This window comes from Mesorhizobium sp. M2E.F.Ca.ET.219.01.1.1 (assembly GCF_004016445.2).
Lineage (GTDB): Bacteria > Pseudomonadota > Alphaproteobacteria > Rhizobiales > Rhizobiaceae > Mesorhizobium.
The window spans coordinates 268,814-295,708 of sequence record NZ_SADT02000003.1 but is presented as its reverse complement, the minus strand read 5'-3'; the positions used below and the strand labels follow the sequence as shown (position 1 = coordinate 295,708).

22 protein-coding genes are annotated in these 26,895 nt (G+C 64.5%); 11 read left to right on the top strand and 11 right to left on the bottom strand.

The genetic code is table 11. The features are described 5' to 3' along the window. Positions 1–189: 189 nt before the first annotated feature. From EN862_RS18695 to EN862_RS18685, 3 genes are all read left to right on the top strand, one after another. On the top strand, positions 190–963 hold the full coding sequence (locus tag EN862_RS18695) for an amino acid ABC transporter substrate-binding protein (RefSeq protein WP_042647758.1): 774 nt from the start codon (positions 190–192) through the stop codon (positions 961–963). A gap of 160 nt (positions 964–1,123) precedes the next feature. Beyond that, complete coding sequence (locus EN862_RS18690) at positions 1,124–1,804, top strand: ABC transporter permease subunit (RefSeq protein ID WP_027166691.1); 681 nt, start codon at positions 1,124–1,126, stop codon at positions 1,802–1,804. Then, positions 1,801–2,574, top strand: coding sequence for an amino acid ABC transporter ATP-binding protein (locus EN862_RS18685; protein ID WP_127865605.1), 774 nt, complete (start codon positions 1,801–1,803; stop codon positions 2,572–2,574). The genes EN862_RS18690 and EN862_RS18685 overlap by 4 nt, the downstream gene beginning before the upstream one ends. 72 nt (positions 2,575–2,646) lie before the next feature. Here EN862_RS18685 and EN862_RS18680 read toward each other — a convergent pair whose 3' ends face one another. The 6 genes from EN862_RS18680 to EN862_RS18655 all read right to left on the bottom strand — a co-directional run bounded on the left by EN862_RS18680 (position 2,647) and on the right by EN862_RS18655 (position 10,812). Next, positions 2,647–3,228, bottom strand: coding sequence for a CarD family transcriptional regulator (locus EN862_RS18680; protein WP_095816705.1), 582 nt, complete (start codon positions 3,226–3,228; stop codon positions 2,647–2,649). 374 nt (positions 3,229–3,602) lie between these two features. Beyond that, complete coding sequence (gene fdxA, locus EN862_RS18675) at positions 3,603–3,941, bottom strand: ferredoxin FdxA (protein WP_127865606.1); 339 nt, start codon at positions 3,939–3,941, stop codon at positions 3,603–3,605. Between the two features lie 202 nt (positions 3,942–4,143). After that, the gene (locus EN862_RS18670) at positions 4,144–4,530 is read right to left on the bottom strand and encodes an RNA-binding S4 domain-containing protein (RefSeq protein ID WP_127865607.1); all 387 of its coding nucleotides are present in this window, start codon (positions 4,528–4,530) and stop codon (positions 4,144–4,146) included. A gap of 15 nt (positions 4,531–4,545) precedes the next feature. Further along, positions 4,546–8,004, bottom strand: coding sequence for a helicase-related protein (locus EN862_RS18665; RefSeq protein WP_127865844.1), 3,459 nt, complete (start codon positions 8,002–8,004; stop codon positions 4,546–4,548). 775 nt (positions 8,005–8,779) lie between these two features. Further along, positions 8,780–9,505, bottom strand: a complete 726-nt coding sequence (gene phbB, locus EN862_RS18660) for an acetoacetyl-CoA reductase (protein ID WP_127865608.1) — start codon at positions 9,503–9,505, stop codon at positions 8,780–8,782. A gap of 122 nt (positions 9,506–9,627) precedes the next feature. Then, positions 9,628–10,812 carry an acetyl-CoA C-acetyltransferase gene (locus tag EN862_RS18655; protein ID WP_127865609.1) on the bottom strand — a complete coding sequence of 395 codons (1,185 nt, stop codon included), beginning with the start codon at positions 10,810–10,812 and terminating at the stop codon, positions 9,628–9,630. A 306-nt stretch (positions 10,813–11,118) separates the two neighbouring features. Between EN862_RS18655 and phaR the strand changes: the two genes are divergently transcribed. Next, positions 11,119–11,712: a polyhydroxyalkanoate synthesis repressor PhaR gene (phaR, locus tag EN862_RS18650; protein WP_112129655.1), complete on the top strand. Its 594-nt coding sequence runs from the start codon at positions 11,119–11,121 to the stop codon at positions 11,710–11,712. A gap of 201 nt (positions 11,713–11,913) precedes the next feature. Here phaR and EN862_RS18645 read toward each other — a convergent pair whose 3' ends face one another. Further along, positions 11,914–13,056 (bottom strand): citrate synthase, encoded by a 1,143-nt coding sequence (locus tag EN862_RS18645; RefSeq protein ID WP_127865610.1) that lies wholly within the window; start codon positions 13,054–13,056, stop codon positions 11,914–11,916. A gap of 89 nt (positions 13,057–13,145) precedes the next feature. On the opposite strand from EN862_RS18645, the gene EN862_RS18640 reads away from it, so the two are divergent. From EN862_RS18640 to EN862_RS18615, 6 genes are all read left to right on the top strand, one after another. Then, on the top strand, positions 13,146–14,231 hold the full coding sequence (locus EN862_RS18640) for a citrate synthase/methylcitrate synthase (RefSeq protein ID WP_127865611.1): 1,086 nt from the start codon (positions 13,146–13,148) through the stop codon (positions 14,229–14,231). 292 nt (positions 14,232–14,523) lie between these two features. Further along, entirely contained in the window at positions 14,524–15,654 is a 1,131-nt protein-coding gene (locus tag EN862_RS18635) for a patatin-like phospholipase family protein (protein WP_127865612.1), read from the top strand. 123 nt (positions 15,655–15,777) lie between these two features. After that, positions 15,778–17,199: a coniferyl aldehyde dehydrogenase gene (locus EN862_RS18630; RefSeq protein WP_127865613.1), complete on the top strand. Its 1,422-nt coding sequence runs from the start codon at positions 15,778–15,780 to the stop codon at positions 17,197–17,199. A gap of 356 nt (positions 17,200–17,555) precedes the next feature. After that, positions 17,556–18,749, top strand: a complete 1,194-nt coding sequence (locus EN862_RS18625; RefSeq protein ID WP_127865614.1) for an efflux RND transporter periplasmic adaptor subunit — start codon at positions 17,556–17,558, stop codon at positions 18,747–18,749. A gap of 73 nt (positions 18,750–18,822) precedes the next feature. Continuing rightward, complete coding sequence (locus tag EN862_RS18620; RefSeq protein ID WP_127865615.1) at positions 18,823–21,999, top strand: efflux RND transporter permease subunit; 3,177 nt, start codon at positions 18,823–18,825, stop codon at positions 21,997–21,999. Between the two features lie 97 nt (positions 22,000–22,096). After that, entirely contained in the window at positions 22,097–22,255 is a 159-nt protein-coding gene (locus EN862_RS18615) for a DUF3309 family protein (protein ID WP_040991775.1), read from the top strand. A 63-nt stretch (positions 22,256–22,318) separates the two neighbouring features. On the opposite strand, the gene EN862_RS18610 is transcribed toward EN862_RS18615, so the two are convergent. After that, positions 22,319–23,275, bottom strand: a complete 957-nt coding sequence (locus EN862_RS18610) for an SDR family oxidoreductase (protein ID WP_127865616.1) — start codon at positions 23,273–23,275, stop codon at positions 22,319–22,321. Positions 23,276–23,371: 96 nt separating this feature from the next. Here EN862_RS18610 and EN862_RS18605 point away from each other — a divergent pair, with 96 nt between their 5' ends. Beyond that, positions 23,372–24,286, top strand: coding sequence for a LysR family transcriptional regulator (locus EN862_RS18605; RefSeq protein WP_127865617.1), 915 nt, complete (start codon positions 23,372–23,374; stop codon positions 24,284–24,286). Here EN862_RS18605 and EN862_RS18600 read toward each other — a convergent pair. The 3 genes from EN862_RS18600 to EN862_RS18590 all read right to left on the bottom strand — a co-directional run bounded on the left by EN862_RS18600 (position 24,244) and on the right by EN862_RS18590 (position 26,725). Then, a complete protein-coding gene (locus tag EN862_RS18600; protein WP_127865618.1) occupies positions 24,244–25,425 on the bottom strand; it encodes an MFS transporter in 1,182 nt (393 codons plus the stop codon). The two genes, EN862_RS18605 and EN862_RS18600, sit on opposite strands and share 43 nt — an antisense overlap. 165 nt (positions 25,426–25,590) lie before the next feature. Next, a complete protein-coding gene (locus tag EN862_RS18595) occupies positions 25,591–25,899 on the bottom strand; it encodes a DUF1244 domain-containing protein (RefSeq protein ID WP_127865619.1) in 309 nt (102 codons plus the stop codon). A gap of 28 nt (positions 25,900–25,927) precedes the next feature. Further along, a complete protein-coding gene (locus tag EN862_RS18590; RefSeq protein WP_127865620.1) occupies positions 25,928–26,725 on the bottom strand; it encodes an N-formylglutamate amidohydrolase in 798 nt (265 codons plus the stop codon). Positions 26,726–26,895 lie beyond the last annotated feature (170 nt).

Below are 26,895 nucleotides of genomic sequence, written 5' to 3'. Positions count from 1 at the left end.
TTGCCGGCGGGAACATTCCGTTAGCGGGCCCCGAAATGCCGCTTGGCGGATTATCGGGCGATTTTGAGAATCAGATTTCCGGCAAGGCCGATTTTTGAAATCTGGTTCCTTATTTCGCGACCTTCTATCTGTCAGTTTCCGGCTCTCACAATCGGACCGGGCCACCGGTCAAAACGGGATCACAGAAAAATGAAATGGCTTAAATCGCTCCTCATCGCCGGAACGCTGCAGGTTCTGGCGGTCACCGCCGGCCATGCCGGCGCCAATCTCGACCAGATCAAGCAGGCCGGCGTGCTCAAGGTCGGCACTGAAGGCACCTATGCGCCCTTCACCTATCATGACGAATCCAACGCGCTGGTCGGCTTCGATGTCGAGATTGCCAAGGCGATCGGCGAGAAGCTCGGCGTCAAGGTCGAGTTCCTGGAAGGCAAGTGGGACGGTCTGATCGCAGGCCTCGACGCCAACCGCTACGACGCCGTCATCAACGAGGTCGGCATCACCGACGCCCGCAAGGCCAAGTATGATTTCTCCGATCCCTATATCGCCTCGAAGGCGGTGCTGATCGTGCGCGGCGACAACACCGACATCAAGACCTTCGCCGATCTCAAGGGCAAGAAGTCGGCGCAGTCGCTGACCTCGAATTTCGGCAAGCTCGCCGAGAAGAACGGCGCCGAACTGGTCGGCACCGACGGCTTCGACCAGTCGATCCAGCTTCTGCTCACCGGCCGCGCGGACGCCACCATCAACGACAGCCTGTCCTTCCTGGACTTCAAGAAGCACAAACCGGACGCCAACGTGAAGATCGCCGCGCAGGAAGAAAATGCCGACTATTCCGGCGTCATCGTGCGCAAGGGCGATCCGGAACTGGTCGCGGCCATCAACAAGGCGCTGGCCGACATCAAGGCCGACGGCACCTACAAGAAGATCGCCGACAAGTACTTCGGCCAGGACGTCTCGCAGTAAGCCATTGCCGTTTGTTCGAAACCGGCGGGCCGTCTTCGACGACCCGCCATTTTTTCAATGATATCCATCGGGGCCCGTCTTTGACGGCCCGCTCGTTTTTGCAAGATAGTCGTTCCGTACGGGGGAAGGTGCCGCCGTATCTGGGAAGGAGAAGCGCCCCGTGCCGCACTGGCTGCAATTGATGCTGGAGTCGCTGCCGACACTGTTGTGGGCGGCGCTCATCTTCACCGTGCCGCTCACTCTTCTGTCCTTCGCGCTGGGGCTCATCGCCGGACTGGTGACGGCGCTGATCAGGCTGTTCGGCCCGAAGCCGTTGGTCGCGCTGGTGCGCTTCTATGTCTGGATCTTCCGCGGCACGCCGCTGCTCGTTCAATTGTTCCTGATCTTCTACGGCCTGCCGTCGGTCGGCATCCTGCTCGATGCCTTTCCCGCGGCGCTGATCGGCTTCACGCTCAACATCGGCGCCTACACCTCCGAGATCATCCGCGCCGTCATCGGTTCGGTGCCGAAGGGCCAGTGGGAGGCTTCCTACTCGATCGGCATGACCTGGAGCCAGGCGATGCGCCGCACCATCCTGCCGCAGGCGGGTCGCGTCGCGGTGCCGCCGCTCTCCAACACCTTCATCTCGCTGGTCAAGGACACCTCGCTGGCGGCAGCCATCACCGTGCCGGAGATGTTCCAGGCCGCGCAGCGCATCGTCGCCACCACCTACGAGCCGCTGATCCTCTATGTCGAGGCGGCGGCGCTCTATCTCGCATTGAGCTCGGTGCTGTCGGCGCTGCAGGCGCGGCTGGAGGTGCGGCTCAACCGCTATGGCGGCTTCCTGGAGGCCAACGCATGATCGGCCTCACCAATATCGAGAAGCGTTTTGGCGACAATCTTGTGCTGAAGGGCGTCACCGTCAGCATCGACGAAGGCGGCGTGACGGCGCTGGTCGGCCCTTCCGGCGGGGGCAAAAGCACGCTGCTGCGTTGCATCAACCTGCTGGAGATCCCGACGTCCGGTTCCTTGCGCATCGGCGAGGAGACGCTTGCGTTCCATCCGGGCGGCAAGGTGCCGGCGAAAGATATCCAGCGCATCCGCCTGCAGACCGGCATGGTGTTCCAGAACTTCCAGCTTTTCCCGCATCGCACAGCGATCGAGAATGTCATGGAAGGGCTGGTGACAGTGCTGAAATGGCCCGAGCCGAGGGCGCGCGAGCGGGCGATGGCGCTGCTCGAGAAGGTCGGCATGGCGCACAAGGCCGAGGCGTGGCCGGCGACGCTGTCCGGCGGCCAGCAGCAGCGCGTGGCGATCGCCCGCGCGTTGGCGCCGTCGCCGCGCGTGCTGCTCTGCGACGAGCCGACCTCGGCGCTCGATCCGGAGCTGGCGCAGGAAGTGGTCGACGTGCTCGGGCAGCTTGCGCGCGAGGGCACGACCATGGTGATGGCCACGCATGATCTCAGGCTCGCCTCCAAGATCGCTGGGGAGGTCGTCTTCCTCGATGCCGGCGCGATCGTCGAGAAAGGTCCGGCCTCGGTCGTGTTCGACAATCCGGAGCGCGAGCGGACGAAACGCTTCATTGCCTCGCTGCGCCAGGAAGAGGCGCAGAAGGAAGGGGGAGGCGCGTAACCTTCGACAGGCCTTCAGAAACAAAAAACCCGGCGCGAGGCCGGGTTCTTCGTAAACTTAAGGCGAAAAAGCTCAGGCAGCTTCTTCCTGTTCGGATTCTTCGTTGTCGGCCTTGGCGCCGCGCTTCGGACCCTTGTTGAGGTTGACCTCGATGAGGCGAACCGCCTCGGTCTCCGACATGCGGTTCACCGCGGCGATCTCGCGCGCCATACGGTCGAGCGCGGCTTCATAGAGCTGACGCTCGGAGTAGGACTGCTCCGGCTGGTTGTCGGCACGGTAGAGGTCGCGGACGACTTCCGAGATCGAGATCAGGTCGCCGGAATTGATCTTGGCATCATATTCCTGGGCGCGGCGCGACCACATGGTGCGCTTGATGCGGGCGCGGCCCTGCACGACCTTCAGCGCGCGGTCGACATAATCCTCTTCCGACAGCTTGCGCATGCCGATCGATGTCGCCTTGGCGACCGGCACCTTCAGCCGCATCTTGTCCTTCTGGAAATCGATGACGAACAGTTCCAGCTTGTGACCCGCAACTTCCTGCTCGTCGATCGCCACGATCTGGCCGACGCCATGCGCCGGATAGACGATGAACTCGCCGGTCTTGAACCCGTGGCGGGCCGCGGTGGACTTCTTCTGCGGGGTGATCGTTGCCATTACGCCCTGAACTCCTTAGTTGTGCCGCCGGCATCATGCCGGCGCGAACCCATGGGGCCGGCGATAGCCGACCGTTAGCCGTCGCAACAGGATGAACCCACCGGAAAAGCAGGGGACCGGCATATCGCACAAATGCAACCGCCTGCCCCAGATCGCTCTGGTCCGGATTTAAAAGCTCACCTTTCAGTGATTTGGGGCGTTAGCGCCATAAATCGACGTCGTGTCACCGGCATGTTTGGCTTATGTAACACAAAAAGTCGGAAGAATCAAGGTTTTGCCGCGTTCGCTGACGCCAAGCGGCAGCGCTGCCTGTCAAGACAGTATTTGTATCGGCCCCGTTACGCGGCGTCATGCCCGCGCTATAGGCCTCTTTATCAATCACCCTCGCCGGGTTCGGTCGAGAAATATTTCTCGAACTTCCCGGTCTCGCCGTCAAAGGTCTTGGCGTCGGCCGGCGGTTCTTTCTTGGCCGTGATGTTCGGCCATTTCTCGGCGTATTCGGCGTTGATCTGCAACCATTTGTCGAGACCGCCCTCGGTGTCCGGCTTGATCGCGTCCGCCGGGCATTCGGGCTCGCACACGCCGCAGTCGATGCACTCGTCGGGATGGATGACGAGCATGTTCTCGCCCTCGTAGAAGCAGTCGACCGGACAGACCTCGATGCAGTCCATATATTTGCATTTGATGCAATTGTCGGTCACGACATAGGTCATTGCAGGCTCCGGAACGTCCCATTTTGTTGGGCTTTTTGGCTGAGGTAACGCCTTTGCCCGCCGCATGCAAGGGTAGGGATTGCCGGCGGAGCCGGAGGGCCGGAAAGGAATTCCGGCCGGAACAGCGGATCGAGGCCACCGAGCCTGATCGCCGCGCAGGTTTCGCGGAATTGCTCCGGCTACGCACCGGGCCGGTTATGTCTCAATCGTCGCTTAACAGACGGTCGGTCTGGCGGCGCTCGCGTTTGGTCGGGCGGCCGCTGCCGGCCTCGCGCAGTGCCGGAATGGCGTCCGCAACGGCCTCGCCCTTGGGCGTCGGTGCCGGCGACATGTCCTCGTAAAGCAGGCGCGCTTCATCGGCCGGCCCGCGCCGCACGCCGCAATCCATCACTTTCCAGACCAGGATACGGCCCTCGAGCGTGATGGTCAGCACGTCGCCGGGCTTCACCAGATCGGAGGCCTGCGCTGCTTTGTCGCGATTGATGCGGACGCGTCCGGCGACGACGACCTTCGCCGCCAGCGAGCGCGATTTCACCGCGCGCGAGAAGAACAGCCATTTGTCGATGCGCTGGCGGCCTTCTCCAACCATTGCAACCGGCCGAGGTTATTTCTTCAGCTGGTCGCGCAAGGCGGCGAGCTTGGCGAAGGGCGAATCCGGATCGAAGCGCTGCGGGCGCTCTTCGCGCGGCTTGCCCTGGAAGGCCGGCTTGCCGCCCGGCGCGTTGCCCTTGCCGTCCTGCCGGTTGGCCTTCCAGTCGGGCCGGCCGTCGCGGCGGCCCCCTTCGTGGCGATCCGGGCGCTCGCCTTGCGGCCTGCCTTCGCGGCGTTCGCCGCCCTCGCGGCGGTCGCCCGCATCCGGCCTCGGCTTGAATTTCGAGCGGTCGAAGCGCGGCTTGCCGGCGCCGTCGCGGCGAGCCTCATTCGCCGGCTTGTCGCCGGGCTGGCCGCCTCCGGCGCCTGCCTCGCGCGCGGGCTGGCCACCGCGCGGACGATTGTCGCGGCGGTTGTCCTGGCGATGGCGCGGGCGCTGATGGTCGAAACGGGCTTGCCGCCACAGAAGGATCGGTTTTGGCTCTTCGGCCCCGACCGGCCCCTCGCTGGCAGCGGCAGTACCCTCCCCCTCGTGGGGAGGGTCGGCGCGCAGCGCCGGGGCGGTGGGAGCGCCGGCTTCGGTGGTATCGGCACTGCCTGTATCGTCGGCGCCCTCACCCCCACCCGCGTCGCTTCGCGCCGCGACCTCCCCCATCGAGGGGGAGGTAAGCGCGTCGGCGCTTGCGGCCGACTCGGTCGCTGCAGCAATGTCCACCACTGCGGTCTCTTCCACAGCCGGAGCCTCTTCCGCGACCTCGATCGGAACCTCTGCCGGCTCTCCCGCGACAGGCTCCGCCGCCACTTCCGCGACGGCTTCAGCCGGAGCTTCGGCGACGGGTTCTACTGCGGCCGGCTCCGAACCCTCGGGCGATGTCTCGGCAACCGTGTCCGTCGTCGCAACTTCGGCCGCCGCTGCCTGCGCGGCACGCGCCGCTTCTTCCGCCGCCAGCTTGGCTGCGGCCTGCTCACGGACAGCGTCGTCCAGCGCGTCGAGCTTCGCCTTCACTTCGGCGGCCGGCTTCGCCTCGGAGCGATAGCCGAGACCCTTCAGGATCTCTTCCATGTCGTCGGCGGTGGCGCCAAGGATCGACATCATCGGCGGCGTCACCATGAAGGCGTGGCCGTCATAGGCGCCGTCCGGGCGCTGGCCAAGGCCGGGCTTCCAGTTGGTCGCCGGGCGGATGAGGTCGGCAAGCCGCTCGAGGATATCGACGCGCACGGCGCGGCGGCCGAGATTGCGGTAGCCGGCGAGCTTGTAGAAGGTCTTGTCGAAGGCTGGGTCGATGACGACCGAGGTGCGGCCGGAGGCCAGCGCATGCACCACATCGCCGAAGCCCGGCTTGTCCTTGCCGTCGTTCTTCAGCGCCCAGAGCAAGGTCACCAGGCCGGCCGGAGCCGGCTTGATCAGCGCCGGCACGAAGACATGGTAGGCGCCGAAGCGCACGCCGAGCCGGCGCAGCGCGGCGCGGCCTTCCTGATCGAGCGACTTCATCTCCTCGGCGATGTCGCGGCGATTGATCAGGCCGAAATGCTCGACGAGCTGGAAGGCGATGCCGCGCGCGATACCGGTGAGCTGGTCGGCATTCTTCAAATCGACCAGGGGCTTCAGCAGCGACTCGATCTGGAAATTGACGAAACGCTCGGCGCGCGCCGCGACCTTGTCGCGGGCAGAGCCGGTCAGTTGCTCGTCGGCAAGCAGGACCAGGCGCGGCTTCAGCGCCTCGTCACCGCCGACCAGCGTGCCGATCGGCGCGCCGATCCAGCGCAGGACGCCGTCGGAGCCCAGGGCCAGGTCGCCATTGGCGCAGGCGGCAAAGCGTTCCGCGCGCGCGTCGAACTCGGCCGCAAGCGCCTTCTGGGCAGCGGTGCGCACCGCCTTGGCGTCCTCGCCGCCGGCGCTCTGGTCGGCGGTGAAGCGGAACCCCTGCAACTCGCCGACATGATGGCCTTCGACGAGGACGGTTCCGGTTGGGCTGATTTCGGCTTCAGGCATGGTATTTTCTCTAAGGCGCCGCATGAGGACGGAAGTCCTGCGGTCTACGAAGCGTTTCGTCAACCGCTCATGCAGCGCATCCGACAATCTGTCTTCGATTTCGCGCGTCTTTTCCTGCCAGTGTAGCTGATCGGCCAGCCAGCCAGGGCGGTTGGAGACGAAAGTCCAGGTGCGGATCTGCGCGATCCGGTGCGAGAGCGTGTCGATATCGCCTTCCGTCGTGTCGGCGCGCCGCACCTGCTCGGCCATGTAATTCTCATCGACATGGCCATGGCGCGCAAGGTCCATATAGATGGAGGCGATGAGGTCGGCGTGCTGGGCTGGCGCGATCTTGCGGTAGTCGGGGAGCGCGCAGGCTTCCCAGAGCAGCGCGACACGCTCCTTGCCGGTGGCCAAAGCGCGAATGTCGCCGTCCTTCGACAGATGCTCCAGCGCCTGCGCGTCGACAGCCGGCAGCGCGCGGGTCAGCCCCTCGACCGGCGCATTGGTCTCAGTCGAGCGCTTGAGCGCGTCGAGGCTGGAAAAATCGAAATCGGCGGTGCGCCATTGCAGCACCTTCACCGGGTCGAAATCATGCGCCTCGATCTTGGCGACCAGATCCTCGTCGAACGGGTCGACCTGGCCGGTGACGCCGAACGTGCCGTCGCGCAGATGCCGGCCGGCGCGGCCGGCGATCTGGCCGAGCTCGGCGGCGCTGAGGTTGCGGTATTGGTAGCCGTCGAACTTGCGGTTCTGGGCGAAGGCGACATGCTCGAGGTCGAGGTTCAGCCCCATGCCTATGGCGTCGGTCGCGACGAGATAGTCGACGTCGCCGGACTGGAAGATCTCCACCTGCGCGTTGCGGGTGCGGGGACTGAGCGCGCCGAGCACGACGGCCGCACCGCCCTGCTGACGGCGGATCAGCTCGGCGATGGCATAGACCTCGTCGGCCGAGAAAGCGACGATCGCCGTGCGCCGCGGCAGCCGGGTCAGCTTCTTCGACCCGGCATAGGCGAGATGCGACAGGCGCGGCCGGGTCACCACGGAGACGCCCTTCAAGAGCTTCTGCAGGATGCCATGCATGGTGGCCGCGCCCAGCAGCAGCGTCTCCTGGCGGCCGCGCAGATGCAGGATGCGATCGGTGAAGATATGGCCACGCTCGAGGTCCCCGGCGAGCTGCACTTCGTCGATGGCAACGAAGGCGGCGTCGGTCTCGCGCGGCATCGCCTCGACGGTGCAGACCGAATATTTCGCGCCGGCAGGGACGATCTTCTCCTCGCCGGTGATCAGCGCCACCTTGTGGGCGCCGACCTTCTCGCAGACGCGGGCATAGACCTCGCGGGCGAGCAGCCGGAGCGGCAGGCCGATGATGCCGGTCTCATGCGCGACCATGCGCTCGATGGCGAGATGGGTCTTGCCGGTGTTGGTCGGGCCGAGCACGGCCGTCACGTCGCGGCCCGAAAGGATCAGTGGCTGGGAATGTTTCGGCTGGATGTTCATCGGCTCGGAAATAAGGTTTCTGCCGCTTGCAGTCTGGAGCACGGCGGTGCCGCCGCGTGTGACAAGGGACACATAGGGACTTCGGGCGGGAAGAGAAAGCGGAATGTTCCTTCGAGGACAGGCAGGGCCGGTCGGGGCAGCCAAAATCGGTCGTTGTTAACGGCTGGAACGAGTCTGGAACGAATCAGCGACGAATCGCTGACTCGATCTGATTCAGGTTTTGTTCACGGCTATATGTGGATTTTTTGACAGCGAGTCTCACCACATGCTGAATCGGGAAACTGGCCCAATTCATGCCTTGCCTCCGCCGGATCGAGCCGCCGTTAACTTTTGCCGGTGAACGGTCGGGATCGATTCGAGGGCCATCGTCAAGGTTATGAATTTGTTGATTTTTCTTAATCGCTTTTAACGATTTGGGTAACGTTTTCGCTTCCCGCGGTTAACTTTCCGGCCAAAGCCAGAACGAATCGGCGACGAATCGGAGATGCAGGAAGTTTCACGGTTTGTTCACCCCTAGATATGGTGTTGTCCACAGCTTACCCACCGAGGATTCACAGCTTGTGAAGGGGTTGTGCACAGAGCGCGGCCGGGCCGTTAACTTTTGCGTCCCGAATTGAGGCAAGTTGGAGCGAATAGGGAGTAGCGAATAGGGAATAGGGGATAGAAATCTGATAGCCGTCGCGCTGACGCCGCCGTTCTTCCCTATTCGCTACTCCCTATTCGCTACTCCCTATTTGCTACTCGCTAACAGGAGCCGCCATGGCGACAAATGCTGTCAGGCGAAGTACTGGCCGCCATTGGCGGTGATGGTCGAGCCGGTGATGAAGCCGGCCTCGTCGGAAGCCAGGAAGACGACGCAGCGCGCGATCTCTTCCGGCTCGCCGAGGCGGCCGACGGGGATCTGCGGGATGATGCGCTCATTGAGCACCTTCTCGTCGATCGCCTTGACCATGTCGGTGGCGATATAGCCCGGACAGATGACGTTGACGGTGATGCCGGCGCGGGCGCCTTCTTGTGCGAGCGCCTTCGAGAAGCCGATGTCGCCGGCCTTCGACGCCGAATAGTTGACCTGGCCGGCCTGGCCCTTCTGGCCGTTGATCGAGGAAATGGTGATGACGCGGCCGAACTTGCGATCGCGCATGCCGCCCCACAGCGGGTGCGTCATGTTGAAGACGCCGGAGAGGTTGGTATCGATCACTTCCTTCCACTGTGCGGGCGTCATCTTGTGGAACATGGCGTCGCGGGTGATGCCGGCATTGTTGACCAGCACGCCGACCGGACCGAGATCGGCTTCGACCTGCTTGATGCCGGCGGCGCAGGCCTCGTAGTCCGCGACGGACCATTTGTAGACCGGGATGCCGGTCTCGGCCTTGAATTTCTGGGCTGCCTCGTCATTGCCGGCATAATTGGCCGCGACCGAATAGCCGGCGTTCTTCAAGGCGACCGATACCGCAGCACCAATGCCGCGCGATCCGCCGGTGACGATTGCTACTTTGCTCATGTGGTCCTCCCTTTGAAATCGTCTGAGCGAATAGGGAGTAGCGAATAGCGAGTAGGGATTTGATGTCCCGCCGCGCGCGTCGCTTTTTCTTCCCTATTCGCTACTCCCTATTTGCTATTCGCTCACAGCGCTTCCACGCACATGGCGACGCCCATGCCGCCGCCAATGCACAGCGTGGCAAGGCCCTTCCTGGCACTTCTGCGGCGCATCTCGTAAACCAGCGTGTTGAAGATGCGGGCGCCGGACGCGCCGATCGGATGGCCGATGGCGATGGCGCCGCCATTGACGTTGACGATCGAGGGGTCCCAGCCCATGCCCTGGTTGACGGCGCAGGCCTGCGCGGCGAAGGCCTCGTTGGCCTCGACGAGATCGAGGTCCTTGACCGACCAGCCAGCTTTCTCCAGCGCCCGCTTCGAGGCGGGGATAGGTCCGGTGCCCATGATCGCCGGGTCGACGCCGGCGGTCGCCCATGAAGCGATGCGCGCCAGCGGGGTGATGCCGCGGCGGGCGGCCTCGGCCTCGGTCATCAGCAGCGCGCCGGCTGCGCCGTCATTGATTCCAGAGGCGTTGGCGGCGGTGACCGTGCCGTCCTTGTCGAAAGCGGGCTTCAGCTTGGTCATGGCGTCGAGCGTCGCGCCGTGGCGGATATACTCGTCCTGGTCGACGACCGTGTCGCCCTTCCTGCCCTTGATGGTGAAGGCGACGATCTCGTCCTTGAACTTGCCGGCCTTCTGCGCGGCCTCGGCCTTGTTCTGCGAGGCCAGCGCGAACTCGTCCTGGGTTTCGCGGGTGATCTGGAACTGGCGGGCGACGTTCTCGGCGGTGTTGCCCATGTGGTAGCCGTTGAAAGCGTCCCACAGGCCGTCCTTGATCATGGTGTCGATCATCTTGTAGTCGCCCATCTTGACGCCGGCGCGCAGGTGCTCGGCATGCGGCGACAGCGACATCGATTCCTGGCCGCCGGCGATGATCACCTTGGCGTCGCCGGCGGCGATCTGCTGCATGCCGAGCGCGATGGCGCGCAGGCCCGAGCCGCAAACCTGGTTGAGGCCCCAGGCCGTGGTCTCCTTCGGCAGGCCGGCATTGATCGACGCCTGGCGGGCCGGGTTCTGTCCCTGAGCGGCGGTTAGCACCTGGCCGAGGATGACCTCGTCGACTTCCGCGGCCTCGACGCTCGCGCGGGCGAGCAGTTCCTTGATGACCACGGCGCCGAGCTCATGCGCCGGCGTGGCGGCGAAGCTGCCGTTGAAGGAGCCGACCGCGGTGCGGGCGGCGCTGGCGACGACGATTGAATTGGAAGCGGCCATTTTCTTCTCCAGACTTCGAGGTGTCGTATTTTAGGCTATCGTTGAAGACTTTTCTTGCCCGTTCAATGATCTGAGTCAAACCGGAAATGGGCATGGCCGCCATGCGCGGCAAGCAGAGCGCGCGCCAGTCGCGGGAACGTGACGTCGGCCGCGCGGCGGATTTTGCAATGGCTGTGCAGCATTAATTGATGCCGCAGTGCACAAACCACTTGGAATTGTGACGCTTTTGCGCGTATCCTCGATAGAGGGCGCAATCGTTACCGGCCGCTTACTCCTAGAGGTGCCGGTGTCCTGGGGAGGATACGGATGGCCGCAAAAGACGACCCGATCGTCATCAAGAAGTATGCAAACCGCCGGCTCTACAACACCGGCACGAGCACCTATGTGACGCTCGAGGACTTGGCCGAGATGGTCAAGAAGGGCGAGGAGTTCACGGTCCAGGACGCAAAGACCGGCGACGACATCACGCATCCGGTGCTGACGCAGATCATTTTCGAGCTGGAGAACAAGGACGGGCAGAACATGCTGCCGATCCCGTTCCTGCGACAGCTCATCTCCTTCTACGGCGATCAGATGCAGATGATCGTGCCGAGCTTCCTCGAACAGTCGATGATCGCCTTCTCCAAGGAGCAGGAGCGGTTTCGCGAGCAGATGAAGGGCGCCTTCGGCAAGACGCCGATCGACATGATGAAGACGCCGATGAAGGCGCTCGAGGAACAGACGCGCCGCAATGTCGAGATGTTCCAGAACGCCATGCGCATGTTCACGCCGTTCCCGCCCGCCGGCAGCAATGCCGCGGCCCCGGCCGAGCCGCCGAAGAAGGAAGAGAAGTCCGACGATCTGCAGGAACTGAAGGCGCAGATCGCGGCGATGCAGCGCAAGCTCGACACGATGTCTTAGGGTATGCCGATATTCGGGTGAGGCCGGCCTGCGAACGACGGCTGCCTGCGCTTCCGGTGCTCACGTACTTTGAGTACGCTCCGCTCCGGTTCTCGGCAGCCATCGTTCTCGACTCGGCCTGACCCGAATCTCGGCACACCCTGGCGCGACTTGCCGCAAGGCAAAGCACTAAGCGCTTCACCCTTATAGAAGACCCATCCACTAAATCCCGACCGGCCCGTCATAGCGGGCGCGGGGCCGGATCAGCCTGTTGCTGGTCACCTGCTCGATGGCATGCGCCGTCCAGCCGACGCTGCGGCCGAGCGCGAACAGGCGGAAGGGAGCGTCGGCGGGCAGGCGCAGGCTGCGCGTCATCGCCGCAAGCGCAAAGTCGATGTTGGGATGCAGACCGGTCGCGGCGAGGATCGCCTTGCGCAGCCGCGACAGCCCGTCGTCGATCTTGAGGCCGGAGAAGAGGCCCTCGGCGCGCGGGTCGCCTTCCGGATAGAGCGGGTGGCCGAAGGCGGGCAGCGGCCGGTCATGCGCGAGCCAGCGGGCGATCGCCTCGTCGGGACCTAGCCGCTCCGCATCCTCGACCAGCGCGATCGCCGCCGCACCCGCGCCGCCGTGACGCGGGCCGGTGAGCGTCGCGAGGCCAGCGAGCAGGCAGGCGGCGATCGGCGCCCCGGTGGAGGCCGCGACGCGGGCGGCGAAGGTCGAGGCGTTGAGCTCGTGATCGGCCAGCAGCACCAGCACCCTGCGGATAAGGTCGGCGCCGGCCGCCTCAACGGACCAGCCCTGCGCCAGCCTGATGTGGACGGATTCGGAGCCCGGCGTCGCGCCGAGCGCGGTGGCCAGCGCGCTGATGGCGGCGGCGCCGTCCTGCTGCAGCATGGCCGGCCTGCGGCCGAGCGAGGGCCAGCCTTCAGCGGCCAGCGCCGAGAGCCTGGCGAAGGCGGCCGGCGTGCCGCTTTGCCGGGCGGCCGACGACGTCAGCGAGGCGAACGACACCGGACGGTCGGAGGCCCACAGGAGTTCGGCGGTCTCCTCCAGCGTCGCCGTCGCCGAAAGCGCCACCGCGTCCCTGCCGCGATAGATCAGCCGGCCATGCAGCACCGTTGAGATCGACGTGGCGATGGCCGGTTCGCCCCAGGCGATGGCGCTTTCGGCGATCGCCCGCGGGCTCCGTCCGCGGTCGCGGCGCGTGCCAAGTGCTGCGATATCGTCGGCGCGGTACTGGCTGCGGCGCGGGTCGGCGTCGTCCGGCTTCATACCGATACGGCCGCGGCTGACATAGGCATAGAGCGTCTGCGGCCTGACATTCAGGCGCTCCAGCGCCTGCTCCCGAGTCAGCCATTCCGTCATCTGCCGCCTTACATTGATTATCTTGATCAAGATTGATGCGTTGATTGCGCAGCATTAATTGCAATGCGCAAAAGGTCAAGGAGACGATCATGGCGAATGGGCTCGATGATGTTGTGGCGGCCGACACGGTGCTTTCCGATGTCGACGGTGCTGGCGGGCATCTCACCATCCGCGGCCATTCGCTGGCGGAACTGGTCGGCCGCTGGCGCTATACGCAGGTGGTGCGCCTGCTGTTCGACGGCTTCTTCGACGATCTTCCCGGCGATGCTGAACTGGAGAAGGCGATCGGCAACGCGCGGGTCGAGGTATTTGAGCGTGTGAAACCGCTGCTTGCTCAGCTTGCGCCGCTCGATATCTACAGCGGCATGCGGGCCGGCATGGCCGTCCTGCCGGATGGCGATGGGCTTGCCGACGCGCTGCGCCTGATCGCGGCGCCGGCGGTGCTGACGCCGGCCCTGCTGCGGATTGGCCGGGGCGAGACGCCGATCGCTCCCAACGCAAAAGCCGATCACGCCGGCGATATGCTGCGGATGCTCGCCGGTACCGCTTCGCCCGCGCTTGCCAAGGCGTTGGACAGCTATCTGGTGACGGTCTGCGACCACGGGCTCAATGCCTCGACCTTCGCCACCCGCGTGGTGGCCTCGACACAGGCCGGGCTGACCTCGGCGATCCTGGCCGGGCTCGGCGCGCTGAAGGGCCCGCTGCATGGCGGTGCGCCGGGGCCGGTGATCGAGATGCTGGACGCCATCGAGGCGAGTGGCGACGCCACCGCATGGCTCGGTAATGAGATCGCGCATGGCGAGCGCATCATGGGTTTCGGCCATCGCATCTACCGCGTGCGCGATCCGCGCGCCGACGCGCTGAAGGCGGTGGTGCGGCAGCTTGGTTCCCGCAACGAGACCGGCAGCCGGCTGGCTTTCGCCGAGACGGTGGAACAGGCCGCGCTCGATGTGCTCAGGATCGCCAAGCCGCAGCGCTCCATCCAGACCAATGTCGAGTTCTACACCGCGCTTCTGCTCGAAGCGGTCGGCTTCCCGAAAGAGGCTTTCTCCAACGTCTTCGCCGCCGGCCGCGTCGCCGGCTGGGTCGCGCATGCGCGCGAGCAGCAGGCGACCGGACGGCTGATCCGCCCGCAATCGCGTTATGTAGGGCCGGTGCCGGATCTTGTGGCCTAGGTGCGTCGATATTCAGGTGAGGCCGGCCTGCAAATGGCGGCTTCCTGCGCTTCCGGTGCTCACGTACGCAAAGTACGCTCCGCTCCGGTTCTCGGAAACCACCATTTTCGACTCGGCCTGACCTGAATCTCGACACACCTCAGGGCGGCGCTTTTTGTCTGGAGCCTGGTGACAAAGATTTCATGTGTCCTTGTGTTTCGGGGTGCCTATATGCTGCACTGCAACATAATTTCGCTTTGATGCTGTCCGATGGCAGATCCAGCGAGGCGCTCGGCATATCAAGGACAACGCCATGGCGAAGAACGGCAAGGCGGAGGAAAAGAAGAAGATCAACATCGCGCTCCAGGGCGGCGGCTCGCATGGCGCCTTCTCCTGGGGCGTCCTCGATCGCCTGCTGGAGGATGGGCGGCTGGAGATCGCGGCGGTGTCCGGCACCAGCGCCGGGGCCATGAACGCGGTGGCGCTGGCTGACGGTTTTGTCCGGGGCGGCGTGGAAGGCGCGCGAAAAAAGCTCGACGATTTCTGGCGGGCGGTGGCCTCAAAGGGCCGTTTCAGCCCGGTACAGCGCATGCCGTGGGACATCGCATGGGGCAACTGGTCGATCGAGAACACGCCGGGCTATCTCTTCTTCGACACGATGTCGCGAGTGTTCTCGCCCTATGTCGCCAATCCGCTCGGCCTCAACCCGCTGCGCGATGTGGTGGCGAAGGAGATCGACTTCGGCAATGTGCGCGCCTGCAAGTCGATGGAGCTGTTCGTCTCGGCGACCAATGTCGAGACCGGGCAGCTGCGCGTCTTCTCCGACGGCGAAATCGACCTCGACACGGTGATGGCCTCGGCCTGCCTGCCGCAATTGTTCCGTGCGGTCGAGATCAAGGGCGTTCCCTATTGGGATGGCGGTTATGGCGGCAATCCGGCGCTCTTTCCCTTCTTCAAGGCGGCGGCTACCGAGGATGTGCTCCTGGTGCAGATCAATCCCGTGGTGCGCGAAGGCACGCCGAAAAGCGCCAACGAGATCCAGAACCGCATCGACGAGATCACCTTCAATGCCGGGCTGCTGCGCGAATTCCGCTCGATCGCCTTCGTCAAGGAGCTGATCGCGGCCGGACGCCTGCCGCATGGCGAATATCGTGACATCCGCATGCACCGCATCGACGCCGACGAGGCGTTCAAGGACCTTTCGGCGTCGTCCAAGGTCAATGCCGAATGGGCTTTCATTGCCTATCTGCGCGACCTTGGCCGCAGTGCTGCCAGCGACTGGCTGGAAGAGAATTACGATGCCGTCGGCCAGCGGGCGACGCTCGATCTCTCGGGCGAGCTCGATGACGGCTTCAAGCCGTTGCGCGGCCCGGCACCAGGGCGCCGCGTCAAGGAATTCCTCGCCGCGCGCATCAAGCCGGAATCGGCGCGACGGCGGGCTTAAGGTCTTCCTACCTGTCAGCAAGTCCGTCCTGGCTGTCAGCATCTTCCCCAACGGAACCGGCGGAGCGCTGGATCATGCCTGCGGCGCGATGTAGTCTTACCTGAACGTAAAGGGGAGGTTGCGATGCTGCAGACCAGGCAGAACGCGCTCGGAGTCCGGTTTGAAGCGCAGTGCAGGGCCTTCGAGAAGGAGCCCTTCCCGACACTGGACATGCGCAAGGACCGGCTGAACCGTCTTCTGGCGCTCACCGAAAAACATGAGGCCGAGATCTGTGCGGCGATCGACAGCGATTTTTCCGCCCGCTCGGCGCAGGAGACGCGACTTGCCGAATTGTTCGTCGTGCGCGCCGGCATCAGGCATGCGCTGTCGCATCTGAGCGCCTGGATGCGCGAGCGGCGCGTCGCCACCAGCCTGCCGTTCATGCCCGGCCGCAACCGCCTCTTGCCGCAGCCGCTCGGCGTCGTCGGCATCGTCTCGCCGTGGAACTATCCGTTCCAACTCGCCGTTGCGCCGGCGACTGCGGCGCTCGCTGCCGGCAACCGCGTCATGATCAAGCCGTCCGAGCTGACGCCGAAGTTTTCGGATCTGCTTGCCGGCCTGGTCGAAAAATATTTCGCCGCCGATGAGGTCAGCGTGATGGTCGGCGACGCGGATGTCGGCAAGGCATTCGTGTCGCTGCCGTTCGACCATCTCCTGTTCACCGGCTCGACCGCCGTCGGCCGCCAGGTTGCGCTGGCCGCTGCCGCCAATCTGACGCCGGTGACGCTCGAGCTTGGCGGCAAGTCGCCGGCTATCTTCGATCCCTCCTGCGACCTCGATGCGGCGGTCGCCAGCGTCGCCTATGGCAAGCTGCTCAATGCCGGACAGACCTGCATCGCGCCGGACTATCTGATGGTGCCGCAAGGCCAAGGCGCGGCGATCGCGGCCAAGTTTTCGGCCGCCATGGCCAAGCTCTATCCGCGGCTTGGCGACAATCCCGACTATACGGCGATCGTCAGCGAGCGGCATCACCGGCGGCTGAGCGACATGGTCGCGGAAGCGCGCGACAGCGGCGCCGACATCATCGAGGTCAACCCGGCCAACGAGACGCTCGGCGTCAGCGACCGCAAGATGGCGCCGGTGCTGGTGCGCAATGCCGGCGACAATCTGCGGCTGATGCGCGAGGAGATCTTCGGGCCGGTGCTGCCGATCGTCGAATATGGCACGGTCGACGAGGCCATCGACCATGTGAACCGGGGCGAGCGTCCGCTGGCGCTCTACTGGTTCGGCAGCGACAGCGCCAACCGCCAAAAGGTGATGCGCGAGACGGTCGCCGGCGGCGTCACGATCAACGACTGCATGCTGCATCTGGTGCAGGAGCGGCAGCCCTTCGGCGGGGTCGGCGAGAGCGGCACCGGAGCCTATCACGGCGAATGGGGGTTCCGCACCTTCAGCAAGGAAAAGCCGATCTTCATCCAGTCGAAGCTCAGCGCGGGCAGCCTGCTGCGCCCGCCCTACGGCAGGACATTCGAGCGGATCTTCCGGTTGCTCAACCTCATCACTTGACAGCCTCAACCGGAGCATAGCGGGAGTTTGACCGCGCTCCAACCGGGCGGTTGTCGCCGGCGATGAACGATTTTTCGCATCATGCTGACGGCTGCTGCCAGTAACGTTGGGGAAACCTGCCGGCGCGCCGGCAAAGCGCCAGCCGGCGGGCAGAACAGCCCGCTTTTGTCGAGGCACAGCGTTCCATCCCGCAATGTTCTTGCAACTTTTCCGACTATATTGCGCCGCAACTTTCAGGTAGAAGCGCGCGTCCGCCGATCACGGCAAATTGAACTAGGCCCCGCGCACACCCATATCGGCCGCGCGCCCCAGTCGGAAGCGCCGACCTCGCCAGGTCCTGCAACGGAAAAATGACGATGCCGAAAATCAGGTTTCACAAGCTTGCGGCCATAGCTGTGCTCATCGGTTTCGCGGCCTGGATGGGGACGGGCGAGTTTTCCTCCGTCGGCAGCGCCGCCGACAAATCGGTTGGCACCGGCAAGTCGGTCACCACCGACAAGCAGGCCGGCGCCGGCCAGCCGGAGGCCGCCAACGCGAAGACAGCCGAAGCCGAGCCGAAGGCAGCGCCTCGCACCGTCGCAGTGGTCACGCCGCCGCGCAAGACCTTCGCGCGGGCGATACGGATCTCGGGTCTCACCGAGGCCGACAAGCGCGCGGTTCTTGCAACGCGCGTCAACGGCGTCATCGACAAGCTGCCGGTCAAGCAGGGCGACCACGTCAAGACGGGCGATCTGGTGCTGATGCTTGCTGCCGAAGAGAAAATCTCGATGGTCGACAACGCGAAGCAGCTTGTGGTGCAGCGCAAGGCCGAGCTCGATGCCGCCGAGCGGCTGGCCAAGACCGGCAATCTGCCGAAGCTGCAGCTCGACACCGCCCGCTCCAACCTGACCCAGGCGCAATCGCAGCTCGAAACCGCGCAGGCCGAGCTCGACCGCAACGAGGTCAAGGCGCCGTTCGACGGTGTCATCGACCGGATTCCGGTGGAGCTCGGCAGTTCGGTGATGCAGGGCGGCGAGGTGGCGACGGTCCTTAAGCTCGATCCGGTGATCGCGCGCGGCGAGATCAGCGAGCGCGACCTGCGCTATGTCAAGATTGGCGACGAGGCCGATGTGCGCCTGGTCAACGACCAGAAGGTCACCGGCACGGTACGCTATATCAGCCGCGACGCCTCGGCGCAGACCCGGACCTTCCGCGTCGAAGTGGCGATCCCCAATGGCGACGGCTCCATCCCCGCCGGCATGACGGCCGAGATCACGCTCAGCGCCGAGCCGACCAATGCAGTCATGCTGCCGCGCTCGGTGGTGACGCTTGGCGACAAGGGCGATCTCGGCATTCGCGCCGTCGGCAAGGACAACAAGGTGGCGTTCTTCCCGATCGATCTGGTCGACGACACGCCGCGCGGCCTGGTGCTGGGCGGCATTCCGGAAGATGCGCGTATCATCGTCGCCGGCCAGGAGCTGGTGAAGGAGGGCGACTTGGTGAAGCCCGTCGAAGCCGACCAGGCGACCATCAACAAGCTGATCGGCGAAGCCACCGCCGGCACGCAGTAAAGCACGACGCATCCGTCGCCGGACCAATCCGCGACGGCAGTTCGCAGCCTTGGAAGCATAACAGGCCGAAGTCATGGATATCGTCAGACTCGCCATCAACAACGCCCGCCTCACGATTTCGGCGCTGCTGTTCCTGCTCGTCGCCGGCTGGGTCGCCTATCAGTCGACGCCGAAGGAAGCGGAGCCCGACGTTCCTACCCCTTACGTTTACATAAATGTCGCCTATCAAGGCATTGCGCCCGAAGACGCTGAAAGGCTTCTGCTTAGGCCACTGGAGGCAAAGCTCAAGAGTCTCAAAGGGTTAAAGGAGATGAAGTCATCCGCCTATCAGGGCGGCGCCTTTGTCTTTCTTGAGTTTCTGCCGTCTATAAAAGTCGACACCGCGGTGACTGATACACGTTCGAAGGTTCAGGACGCGAAGGCTGACTTGCCTCAGGCGGCAGAAGAACCGGTTGTTACCGAGGTCAACATTTCCGAGTTTCCCGTCCTGGTCGTGACGCTGTCCGGCGATGTGCCCGAGCGTGTGCTGACATCCGCCGCGCGCGAATTGCGCGACCGCATCGAGGAAGTGCCGGGCGTTCTTGAGGGCACCATACAGGGCGCGCGCGACGATTTGGTCGAGGTGGTCGTCGATCCGGTGAAGCTTTCCTCCTACGGGCTGCAGCTCGACCAGGTCATCCAGGGCGTCGCTTCGTCGAACAGCCTGGTGGCGGCCGGCAATCTCGAAGGGTCGGAAGGCAAATACGCGGTCAAGGTGCCGTCGCTGATCGAGACGCCCGAGGATGTCGCCAACCTGCCGGTCGTCGCCACGCCGAACGCCGTGGTCCAGGCCAAGGACATCGCCACCATACGCTCGACCTTCAAGGACGCCGAGACGGTCACCCGGCTCGACGGCAAGCCGGCGATCGCGATCGAGGTGAAGAAGCGCATCGGCGCCAATCTCATCGACACGCTGACCCATGTCAGGGAGGTGTCGGACAATTTCATCAAGACGATGCCGGAGGGCATGCACGTCACCTACACGCAGGACAAGTCGGTCTTCGTCAACCAACTGCTGGGCGACCTGCAGAACCATGTGATGATCGCCGTCATCCTGGTGTTCATCGTCATCCTCTACGCGCTGTCGGGACGCGCCTCGCTGCTCATCGGGCTTGCCATCCCGTCATCGTTCCTTATGGGCATCCTGCTGCTCGCCATGATGGGCTACACGATCAACATGATCGTGCTGTTCAGCCTGATCCTGGCCGTCGGCATGCTGGTGGACGACGCCATCATCGTCACCGAATTCGCGGAACGGCGCATGAGCGAGGGCATGCCGAAGGCGGATGCCTTCGCTCTGGCCGCCAGGCGCATGGCCGGCCCGGTGATCGCGGCGACGATGACGCGCATCGCCGCCTTCTCGCCGCTCTTGTTCTGGCCCGGCATCATCGGCGACTTTATGAAGTACATGCCGATCACGCTGATCGTGACGCTGTCGGCCTCGATGCTTTACGCGTTGGTTTTCGCGCCGACGCTGGGCGCGATCTTCGCCAAGGCACCGGAGCATCACGAGGAGGGCAATCGCGACGGCTGGTATATGGCCGTGGTCAAGCAGGCGGTGCGCTTCCCGATCACCGTCATCCTGCTCACCGTCGGCCTGCTGGTCGGCGTCGGCTTCGCCTATTCGAAATATGGCGCCGGCGTCGAGTTCTTCCCCAGCGTCGAACCGGATTACGGCCTGCTCTATGTCCATGCCCGCGGCAATCTTTCGCTGGCCGAAATGGACGCCGCGACGAAGACCGCGGAGAACCGGCTGCTCGGCTGGCCCGGCGTGAAATCGGTCTACACGCGCGTCGGCAAGACGCAAGGCGGCGGCCAGGACATTCCCGAGGACGTGGTCGGCGTCATCCAGTACGAGTTCGTCGACTGGCGCGAGCGCAAATCCGCCAACCAGATCCTCGACGATCTGCGCGGCGTGATGGCGGGCATTCCCGGCGTCGATGTCGAAGTGCGCGTGCCGGAAGCCGGCCCGCCGACCGGCAAGCCGATCCAGATCCGGCTGTCGGCCGCCGATCCGGCCGGGCTCGACGACAAGGCGCGCGCGGTCGCGGCGCGGATCGCCAAGATCCCCAACGTCATCGACATTTCGGACGGCCTGCCGCCGCCCGGCGTCGATTGGGCGCTCGAGGTCGACCGCGCCAAGGCGGCGCAATACGGCATCAGCCCGACTTCCGTCGGCACGGTGGTGCAGCTGGTCACCAACGGCCTCAAGCTTTCTGAATACCGGCCGGCCGGCGCCGACGACGCTGTCGACATCCGGCTGCGCCTGCCCGAGGACAGGCGCACGCTGTCGACGCTCGACGAGCTTCGCGTGCAGACCTCGCAAGGGTCGGTGCCGATCTCCAACTTCGTCGTGCGCAAGCCTGAGCCGACCGTCGGCATCCTGAACCGCATCGACGGCGCGCGAACCGTGGTCGTGCAGGCCAATGTCAGTGCCGGCGCGCAGGTCGCGGCGGTGCAGGAACAGGTCACCAACGCCGTCGCCGACATGGATCTCGGCAGCGGCATACGCTGGAAGCTCGCCGGCTCCAACGAGGACAGCGCGGAGGCCAGCGCCTTCCTCGGCAAGGCCTTTGGCGCGGCGATCTTTCTCATCTTCCTGGTGCTCTTGGCGCAGTTCAACAAGTTCACCAGCGTGTGGCTTGTCTTGTCCTGCGTGGTCATGGCGACGATCGGCGTGTTCCTCGGATTGCTTTTGACAGGCGAGGCCTTCGGCATCGTCATGTCGGGCATCGGCGTCATCGCGCTCGCCGGCGTGGTGGTGAACAACAACATCGTGCTCATCGACACCTATGACCGGTTGCGCGAGGAAGGCTGGGACAAGATGGACGCGGTGCTGCAGACCTGCCGCGAGCGCGCCCGTCCGGTGGTGCTGACGGCGGTGTCGGCCATCCTCGGCGTGCTGCCGATCGCCTTCGGCCTCGGCCTGGAAATCTTCCATCACGAGACGACGATCAACGCGCCGTCGACGCAATGGTGGATATCGCTGTCCTCGGCGATCGTCTTCGGCCTGTCCTTCGCCACGCTGCTGACGTTGGTGGTGACGCCGTCGATGCTTATGGTGTTCACCCGCGCCAAGGTGAAGCCCGGCCAGCGGCGCAACTGGTTTGGCCGCCTGTTCCGGCGCGGCAAGGGCGAGGTCTCGACCGACGCGCCCGCCAGCGAGACCGGCGTCGAGCCGGCGGAGGCCTTTCCGAAAGCCGCGGAATAGAGCTTTTCCAGGTAGGCAGTGCAAGAAGCCGTCCGGAACAACCGGGCGGCTTTTTGCATTGTTCCCTCGAAGTTCAACCAGACGGCGAGGATTTTTCATGACGATCGGTACAATTCTCGTAATAATCCTGATCCTGATCCTGATCGGCGCCGTGCCGGCCTGGCCGCATTCGCGCTCCTGGGGCTACGGCCCTTCCGGCATCGTCGGTGTCATTTTGGTCGTGTTGCTGATCCTGCTGCTGATGGGCAGAATCTGACCTTCAATGAATTGCGGCCGGGCTTTGAAACCCGGCCGTTTCATCTTTCGTTGGAGCTTTTGATCAAGCAGCCAGGCGCGAGGGCTGCACGGCGATGCCGATATCCTGCAAGGCCTCCTTCACCGCCTGGTCGAGCGGGGTATGCGGGATTTCGCCAATGACTTCTTCCAGCCGCGTCGAGACCAGCCGGTGCGGTTCGAAGCGCAGATAGGACATCGACACGATCTCGCGCCACATGGCGACGAATGGGCTGCCGGCGCGCAGCACCCACCAGGGCATGAAGGAGAGCTTCAGCTTGCGGCCGAGCGCCTTCTCGGCCGCCGCCTTCATGTCGACGTCGGTGATGGCATGACCCGGGAAGTTGATGGCTTCGAAGGAGCCCGTTTTGTCGAAGTTCTTCGCCAGGCCGACGAAGGCCACGGCGAAGTCCGGCAGATAGGCCCATTCATGCGTCAGGTCGGCTGGGCCAGGTGCAGTATAGACACCCTTGGCGATCTTGGCCGCGACGACGAGGTCGAACCAGGAGCCCGAGCCGGTGCCGCCGAAGAAGTCGCCGGCCCTGAGAATGATGGTGCGCACCCGGCCGGCTTCTGCCTCGCGGCGGAACAGCGCTTCCATGGCGCAGCGGATGCGGCCCTTCTCGGTGGTCGGATGGAACGGCGTTGCTTCCGTGATCACCCGCGGCATCGGCGAGCCGTAATTGTAGACCGTGCCCGGAAATAGATGCAGGGCGCCGTTTTCGCGGCAAGCGGCCATGACGTTCTCGGCCATCGGCATGCACTTGCCCCAGTCGGTGTAGATCGGGTTCAGGCCGTTGAAGACGATGTCGACGCCTTGTGTGGCGCGGATCAGGGATTGGCGGTCCAGCGCGTCGCCGGCAACGGCGGTGGCGCCCTTCAGTTCGGGCGGCACCTTGCCGGTGCGGGTGACGGCGCGGACGTCGAAGCCGGCATCGATGAAGGCCTTGCCGACCACGCGGCCGAGCCGGCCATTAGCGCCGAGGATTGCGATCTTGGTCATTTGTTCTCTCCGTTGCTTGCGTTTGCCCGGCTAATGTGAGGCGTTCACAAACGAATTGAAATTGACTGAAATCGGCATTCTGTTATTCAAGAATGAATGAAAGAATTCGACTGGAACCTGATCAGAAGTTTTGTGGCGGTCGCCGAAACCGGTAGTCTTTCGGGAGCGGCGCGCAGGCTCGCAGCCAGCCAGCCGACGCTTGGCCGCCATATCGCCGAACTGGAAGCGGCGCTGGGTGTCACGCTGTTCCGGCGCGGGCGGCGAGGCTATGAGCTGACGGAAGCTGGCAGCACGCTTTACGAGCGCGGGCGGGCGGTCAGCGAGCAGGCCAATGCGTTCTCGCTTTTGGCGCTAGGCTCGGTCGAAGCGATCGAGGGAACGGTGCGCATCGCGGCTAGCGAGGTGGTCGCCGCCTTCGTTCTGCCGGACATGATGGCGCGGCTCGGTGAAGAGGAGCCCGGTATCGAGGTCGAGATCGTCGCCTCGAACCAGGTCGAGAACCTTTTGCGTCGCGACGCCGACATCGCTATCCGCATGGTCAGGCCGGCGCAGAATGAGCTGGTGGCGCGTAAGGTCACCGACATTGCGCTCTGCGTATGCGCGGCAAGCTCCTATCTCGATCGGCGCGGCCGCCCAAAAACACCCGCCGACCTTGCCGACCACGTCTTGGTCGGTTTCGACCGCAGCGACGAGATCATTCGCGGCTTCAGCGCCTTCGGCACTCCGGTAACCCGCAACCATTTCCGTTTCCGGACCGACAACCAGATCGTGCTGTGGGAAGCGGTGCGGACCGGCAACGGCATCGGCCTCGGCCAGGAGCCGCTGGCCGACCGCGATCCGGACCTGGAAAAGCTTTTGCCCGATGTACCCCTGCCGGTTCTGCCCGTGTGGCTCGCCATGCATCGCGACGTGCGCACCAGCATGCGCATCCGCCGCGTGGCGGATTTCCTGCATGAGGAGCTGAAGCGCTATTCGGCGGGCACCGGTTCGGGAGCGAATTCAGCCCGGTGAGCAAGCCCTGCCATCAACAGCACGATGACCAGCAGCCCGGACAGCGCGACGAAGATCGGGCCGAAGCTCGAATGCTCGGCGACGAAGCCGATCGCCGACGGCGCCACCAATATGCCGGAATAGCCCATGGTGGTGACGACGCTCATGCCGGTGCCGGATGACATGCCTTCCTGGTTGCCGCCGGCCGAGAACAGGATCGGCACCATGTTGGCGATGCCGAAGCCGCAGAAGGCGAAGGCGGCGATGGCGAGGTAGGGCGAGGGCGACAGGCCGGCGACCAGCATGCCGGCAGCGGCGACCAGCGCCGAGCCGCGCAGCGTCGCCACGGCGCCGAAGCGGTTGCGCACGCCGTCGCCCAGGAAGCGCATCAGCGCCATGACGCCGGAGAAGGCGGCATAGGCGAGGCCGGCGACCGCGAGGTCGGCGCCCAGTTCCTGATGCAGGAACAGCGCCGCCCAGTCGAGCACCGCGCCTTCCGAGATCATCGTGAGTAGCGCCATCAGTCCGACCAGGTAGACGGCCGTGTGCCGCGGCAGCGTAAATTTCTGATGTTCGACGGCCTGCGGCTTGTCATCGGCGACGAGATAGCGAATGGCGAAGGCAATGACGGCAAAGGCGATCACCGTCACCGCGACGGCATGGGGAAGATAGCCGTAGTTCTGGATCGAATAGCCGCCGAGCGCGCCGCCGGCGAAGCCGCCAAGGCTCCAGAAGCCATGCGAGGACGACATGATCGCCCGGGAAAGCCTTCTTTCCACCACCACGGCATTCGAGTTCATGGCGACATCCATGCCGCCGATCGAGCCGCCGAAGATGAGCATGGCAATGGCCGCCAGCGGCACATTGGGCGCCAGCGCCACGATCAGCAGGCCGAAGCTGCCGCATATGCCGAACCAGCGCGTTACGCTGCGCGAGCCATGCCTGGAGATGAGATGGCCGCACCAGGTCATGGCGATGACCGCGCCGACGCCGAACAGAAGGATCAGCAGGCCGAGCGTGAATTTGGTGATGTCGAGCCGGGTCAGGAAGACCGGGATCTGCGGTGCCCAGCTGCCGGTCAAGAAACCATTGGCAAGGAAAATGCCGGCGACGGCCCAGCGGCCGCGCGTCGCGGCCTGCATCGTAGTTTGCACGCTCATGGTCTGAAATCTGCCATGCAAAGGGGTTTTGCGCGGCAAATTAGATCGATTCAATTCGTAGTCAAGGACCGCGTCGAGGAAGTGCTTGGACCAGGTGCGTGCGAATGAAAAGTCGCTCGGTAGGGATCCTTCGCCAGCGTTCGCCCTTATGCCCTCGCCGTTGGCTCAATGATCCTTCGGGCGCTTGGCCTCGAACTCTGCCTTCTTGGCTTCTGAAGCCTCGGTCTGGTTGAGCGCCTGCCATTCGGCATGGGGCATGCCGTAGATGATCTCGCGCGATTCATCTTTCGACAGCGCCACACCCTCGGCCTCGGCAGTTTCGCGATACCAGTTGGACAGGCAGTTGCGGCAGAAGCCGGCGAGGTTCATCAGGTCGATGTTCTGGACATCGCCGCGTTCGCGCAGATGCGCCACCAGGCGGCGGAAAACGGCTGCCTCGAAGTCGCGCTTCTGGTCGTCGCTGAGTTCGGTCATTGGGAAAACTCCCGGCCTGTCGGCCTTCTCACGCCGGCCCGGTGCGCGAGCCGAACATTTTCACCTGGTGTATATCGGCACGGCGGTCGATGGCGTCAACGATCGGCGCCAGCCGCTCGGCCCAGGCAAGCGCCCCTGCACGGTCGGCGATCAGGTCCTGGCGGATTTCGATGAGCGCATGGGCGTAGCCGTTGACGATGGCGTGGCGGAACATGGTGTCGCCGCGCAGCGCGCCGTCATAGGGCTCGTTATCTCCGACGATGAGGGCCTTGTCCTTTGCCAACATGTCGATCAGCGGCCGCGCCACACGGTCGTCGCGGTCCCACAGCACGCCGACATGCCAGGGGCGGACGAAACCCTGCATCACCGGCGTGAAGGAATGGACGGAGAAGATGAACGGCGCCTTGCCCGAGGCGTGGACGACGGAGGCGATCATCGCGCCGACAGCGTCGTGATAGGGTCTGTAGAAACGATCGAGCCGCCTCTCGCGTTCTTCAGGGGCGATCGGATAGTTTCCCGGCACCACGGTGCCGTCATAGAGCTGACGGATCATGGTCGGGTCGTCCTCGCCCCGGTTGGGGTCGATCAACAGCCGCGAGAAGCCGGCCAGCACCGCCGGCGCGTCGAGCGCCGCCGCGAGCTCGCGCGTCACCGTTTCGACGCCGATGTCGTAGGCGATGTGACGGTCGAATTCGGCCGCCGGCAAACCGAGACTGCCATACTCCTCCGGCAGGTCGCGGCGGGCGTGGTCGGCGAGAAGCACGACGCCTTTCTTGCGGTCGCCCTCGACAATGTCGAACGGCGTGAAAACTGTGGATCGGGTCATCGGCTGAAAAGGGGATGGCGGCTGCGATGTGGTATCGTCATTCCACGAAGAGGACGCTGGCGCAATGCCGTTGTTTGGCCAAGGTTTCCGCAAAAAATCCCCGGCGGTGGGAGAATCTGCGCGACGGGCCCTTCTAAATCGATTGGAATTGAACAAAACGGCACGTTGAC

Coding starts and splice junctions, on each gene's coding strand:
- EN862_RS18695 (WP_042647758.1), top strand. CDS start 190: ATGAAATGGCTTAAATCGCTCCTCATCGCCGGAACGCTGCAGGTTCTG.
- EN862_RS18685 (WP_127865605.1), top strand. CDS start 1,801: ATGATCGGCCTCACCAATATCGAGAAGCGTTTTGGCGACAATCTTGTG.
- EN862_RS18680 (WP_095816705.1), bottom strand. CDS start 3,228: ATGGCAACGATCACCCCGCAGAAGAAGTCCACCGCGGCCCGCCACGGG.
- fdxA (WP_127865606.1), bottom strand. CDS start 3,941: ATGACCTATGTCGTGACCGACAATTGCATCAAATGCAAATATATGGAC.
- EN862_RS18670 (WP_127865607.1), bottom strand. CDS start 4,530: ATGGTTGGAGAAGGCCGCCAGCGCATCGACAAATGGCTGTTCTTCTCG.
- EN862_RS18665 (WP_127865844.1), bottom strand. CDS start 8,004: ATGAACATCCAGCCGAAACATTCCCAGCCACTGATCCTTTCGGGCCGC.
- phbB (WP_127865608.1), bottom strand. CDS start 9,505: ATGAGCAAAGTAGCAATCGTCACCGGCGGATCGCGCGGCATTGGTGCT.
- EN862_RS18655 (WP_127865609.1), bottom strand. CDS start 10,812: ATGGCCGCTTCCAATTCAATCGTCGTCGCCAGCGCCGCCCGCACCGCG.
- phaR (WP_112129655.1), top strand. CDS start 11,119: ATGGCCGCAAAAGACGACCCGATCGTCATCAAGAAGTATGCAAACCGC.
- EN862_RS18645 (WP_127865610.1), bottom strand. CDS start 13,056: ATGACGGAATGGCTGACTCGGGAGCAGGCGCTGGAGCGCCTGAATGTC.
- EN862_RS18640 (WP_127865611.1), top strand. CDS start 13,146: ATGGCGAATGGGCTCGATGATGTTGTGGCGGCCGACACGGTGCTTTCC.
- EN862_RS18635 (WP_127865612.1), top strand. CDS start 14,524: ATGGCGAAGAACGGCAAGGCGGAGGAAAAGAAGAAGATCAACATCGCG.
- EN862_RS18630 (WP_127865613.1), top strand. CDS start 15,778: ATGCTGCAGACCAGGCAGAACGCGCTCGGAGTCCGGTTTGAAGCGCAG.
- EN862_RS18625 (WP_127865614.1), top strand. CDS start 17,556: ATGCCGAAAATCAGGTTTCACAAGCTTGCGGCCATAGCTGTGCTCATC.
- EN862_RS18620 (WP_127865615.1), top strand. CDS start 18,823: ATGGATATCGTCAGACTCGCCATCAACAACGCCCGCCTCACGATTTCG.
- EN862_RS18615 (WP_040991775.1), top strand. CDS start 22,097: ATGACGATCGGTACAATTCTCGTAATAATCCTGATCCTGATCCTGATC.
- EN862_RS18610 (WP_127865616.1), bottom strand. CDS start 23,275: ATGACCAAGATCGCAATCCTCGGCGCTAATGGCCGGCTCGGCCGCGTG.
- EN862_RS18605 (WP_127865617.1), top strand. CDS start 23,372: ATGAAAGAATTCGACTGGAACCTGATCAGAAGTTTTGTGGCGGTCGCC.
- EN862_RS18600 (WP_127865618.1), bottom strand. CDS start 25,425: ATGAGCGTGCAAACTACGATGCAGGCCGCGACGCGCGGCCGCTGGGCC.
- EN862_RS18595 (WP_127865619.1), bottom strand. CDS start 25,899: ATGACCGAACTCAGCGACGACCAGAAGCGCGACTTCGAGGCAGCCGTT.
- EN862_RS18590 (WP_127865620.1), bottom strand. CDS start 26,725: ATGACCCGATCCACAGTTTTCACGCCGTTCGACATTGTCGAGGGCGAC.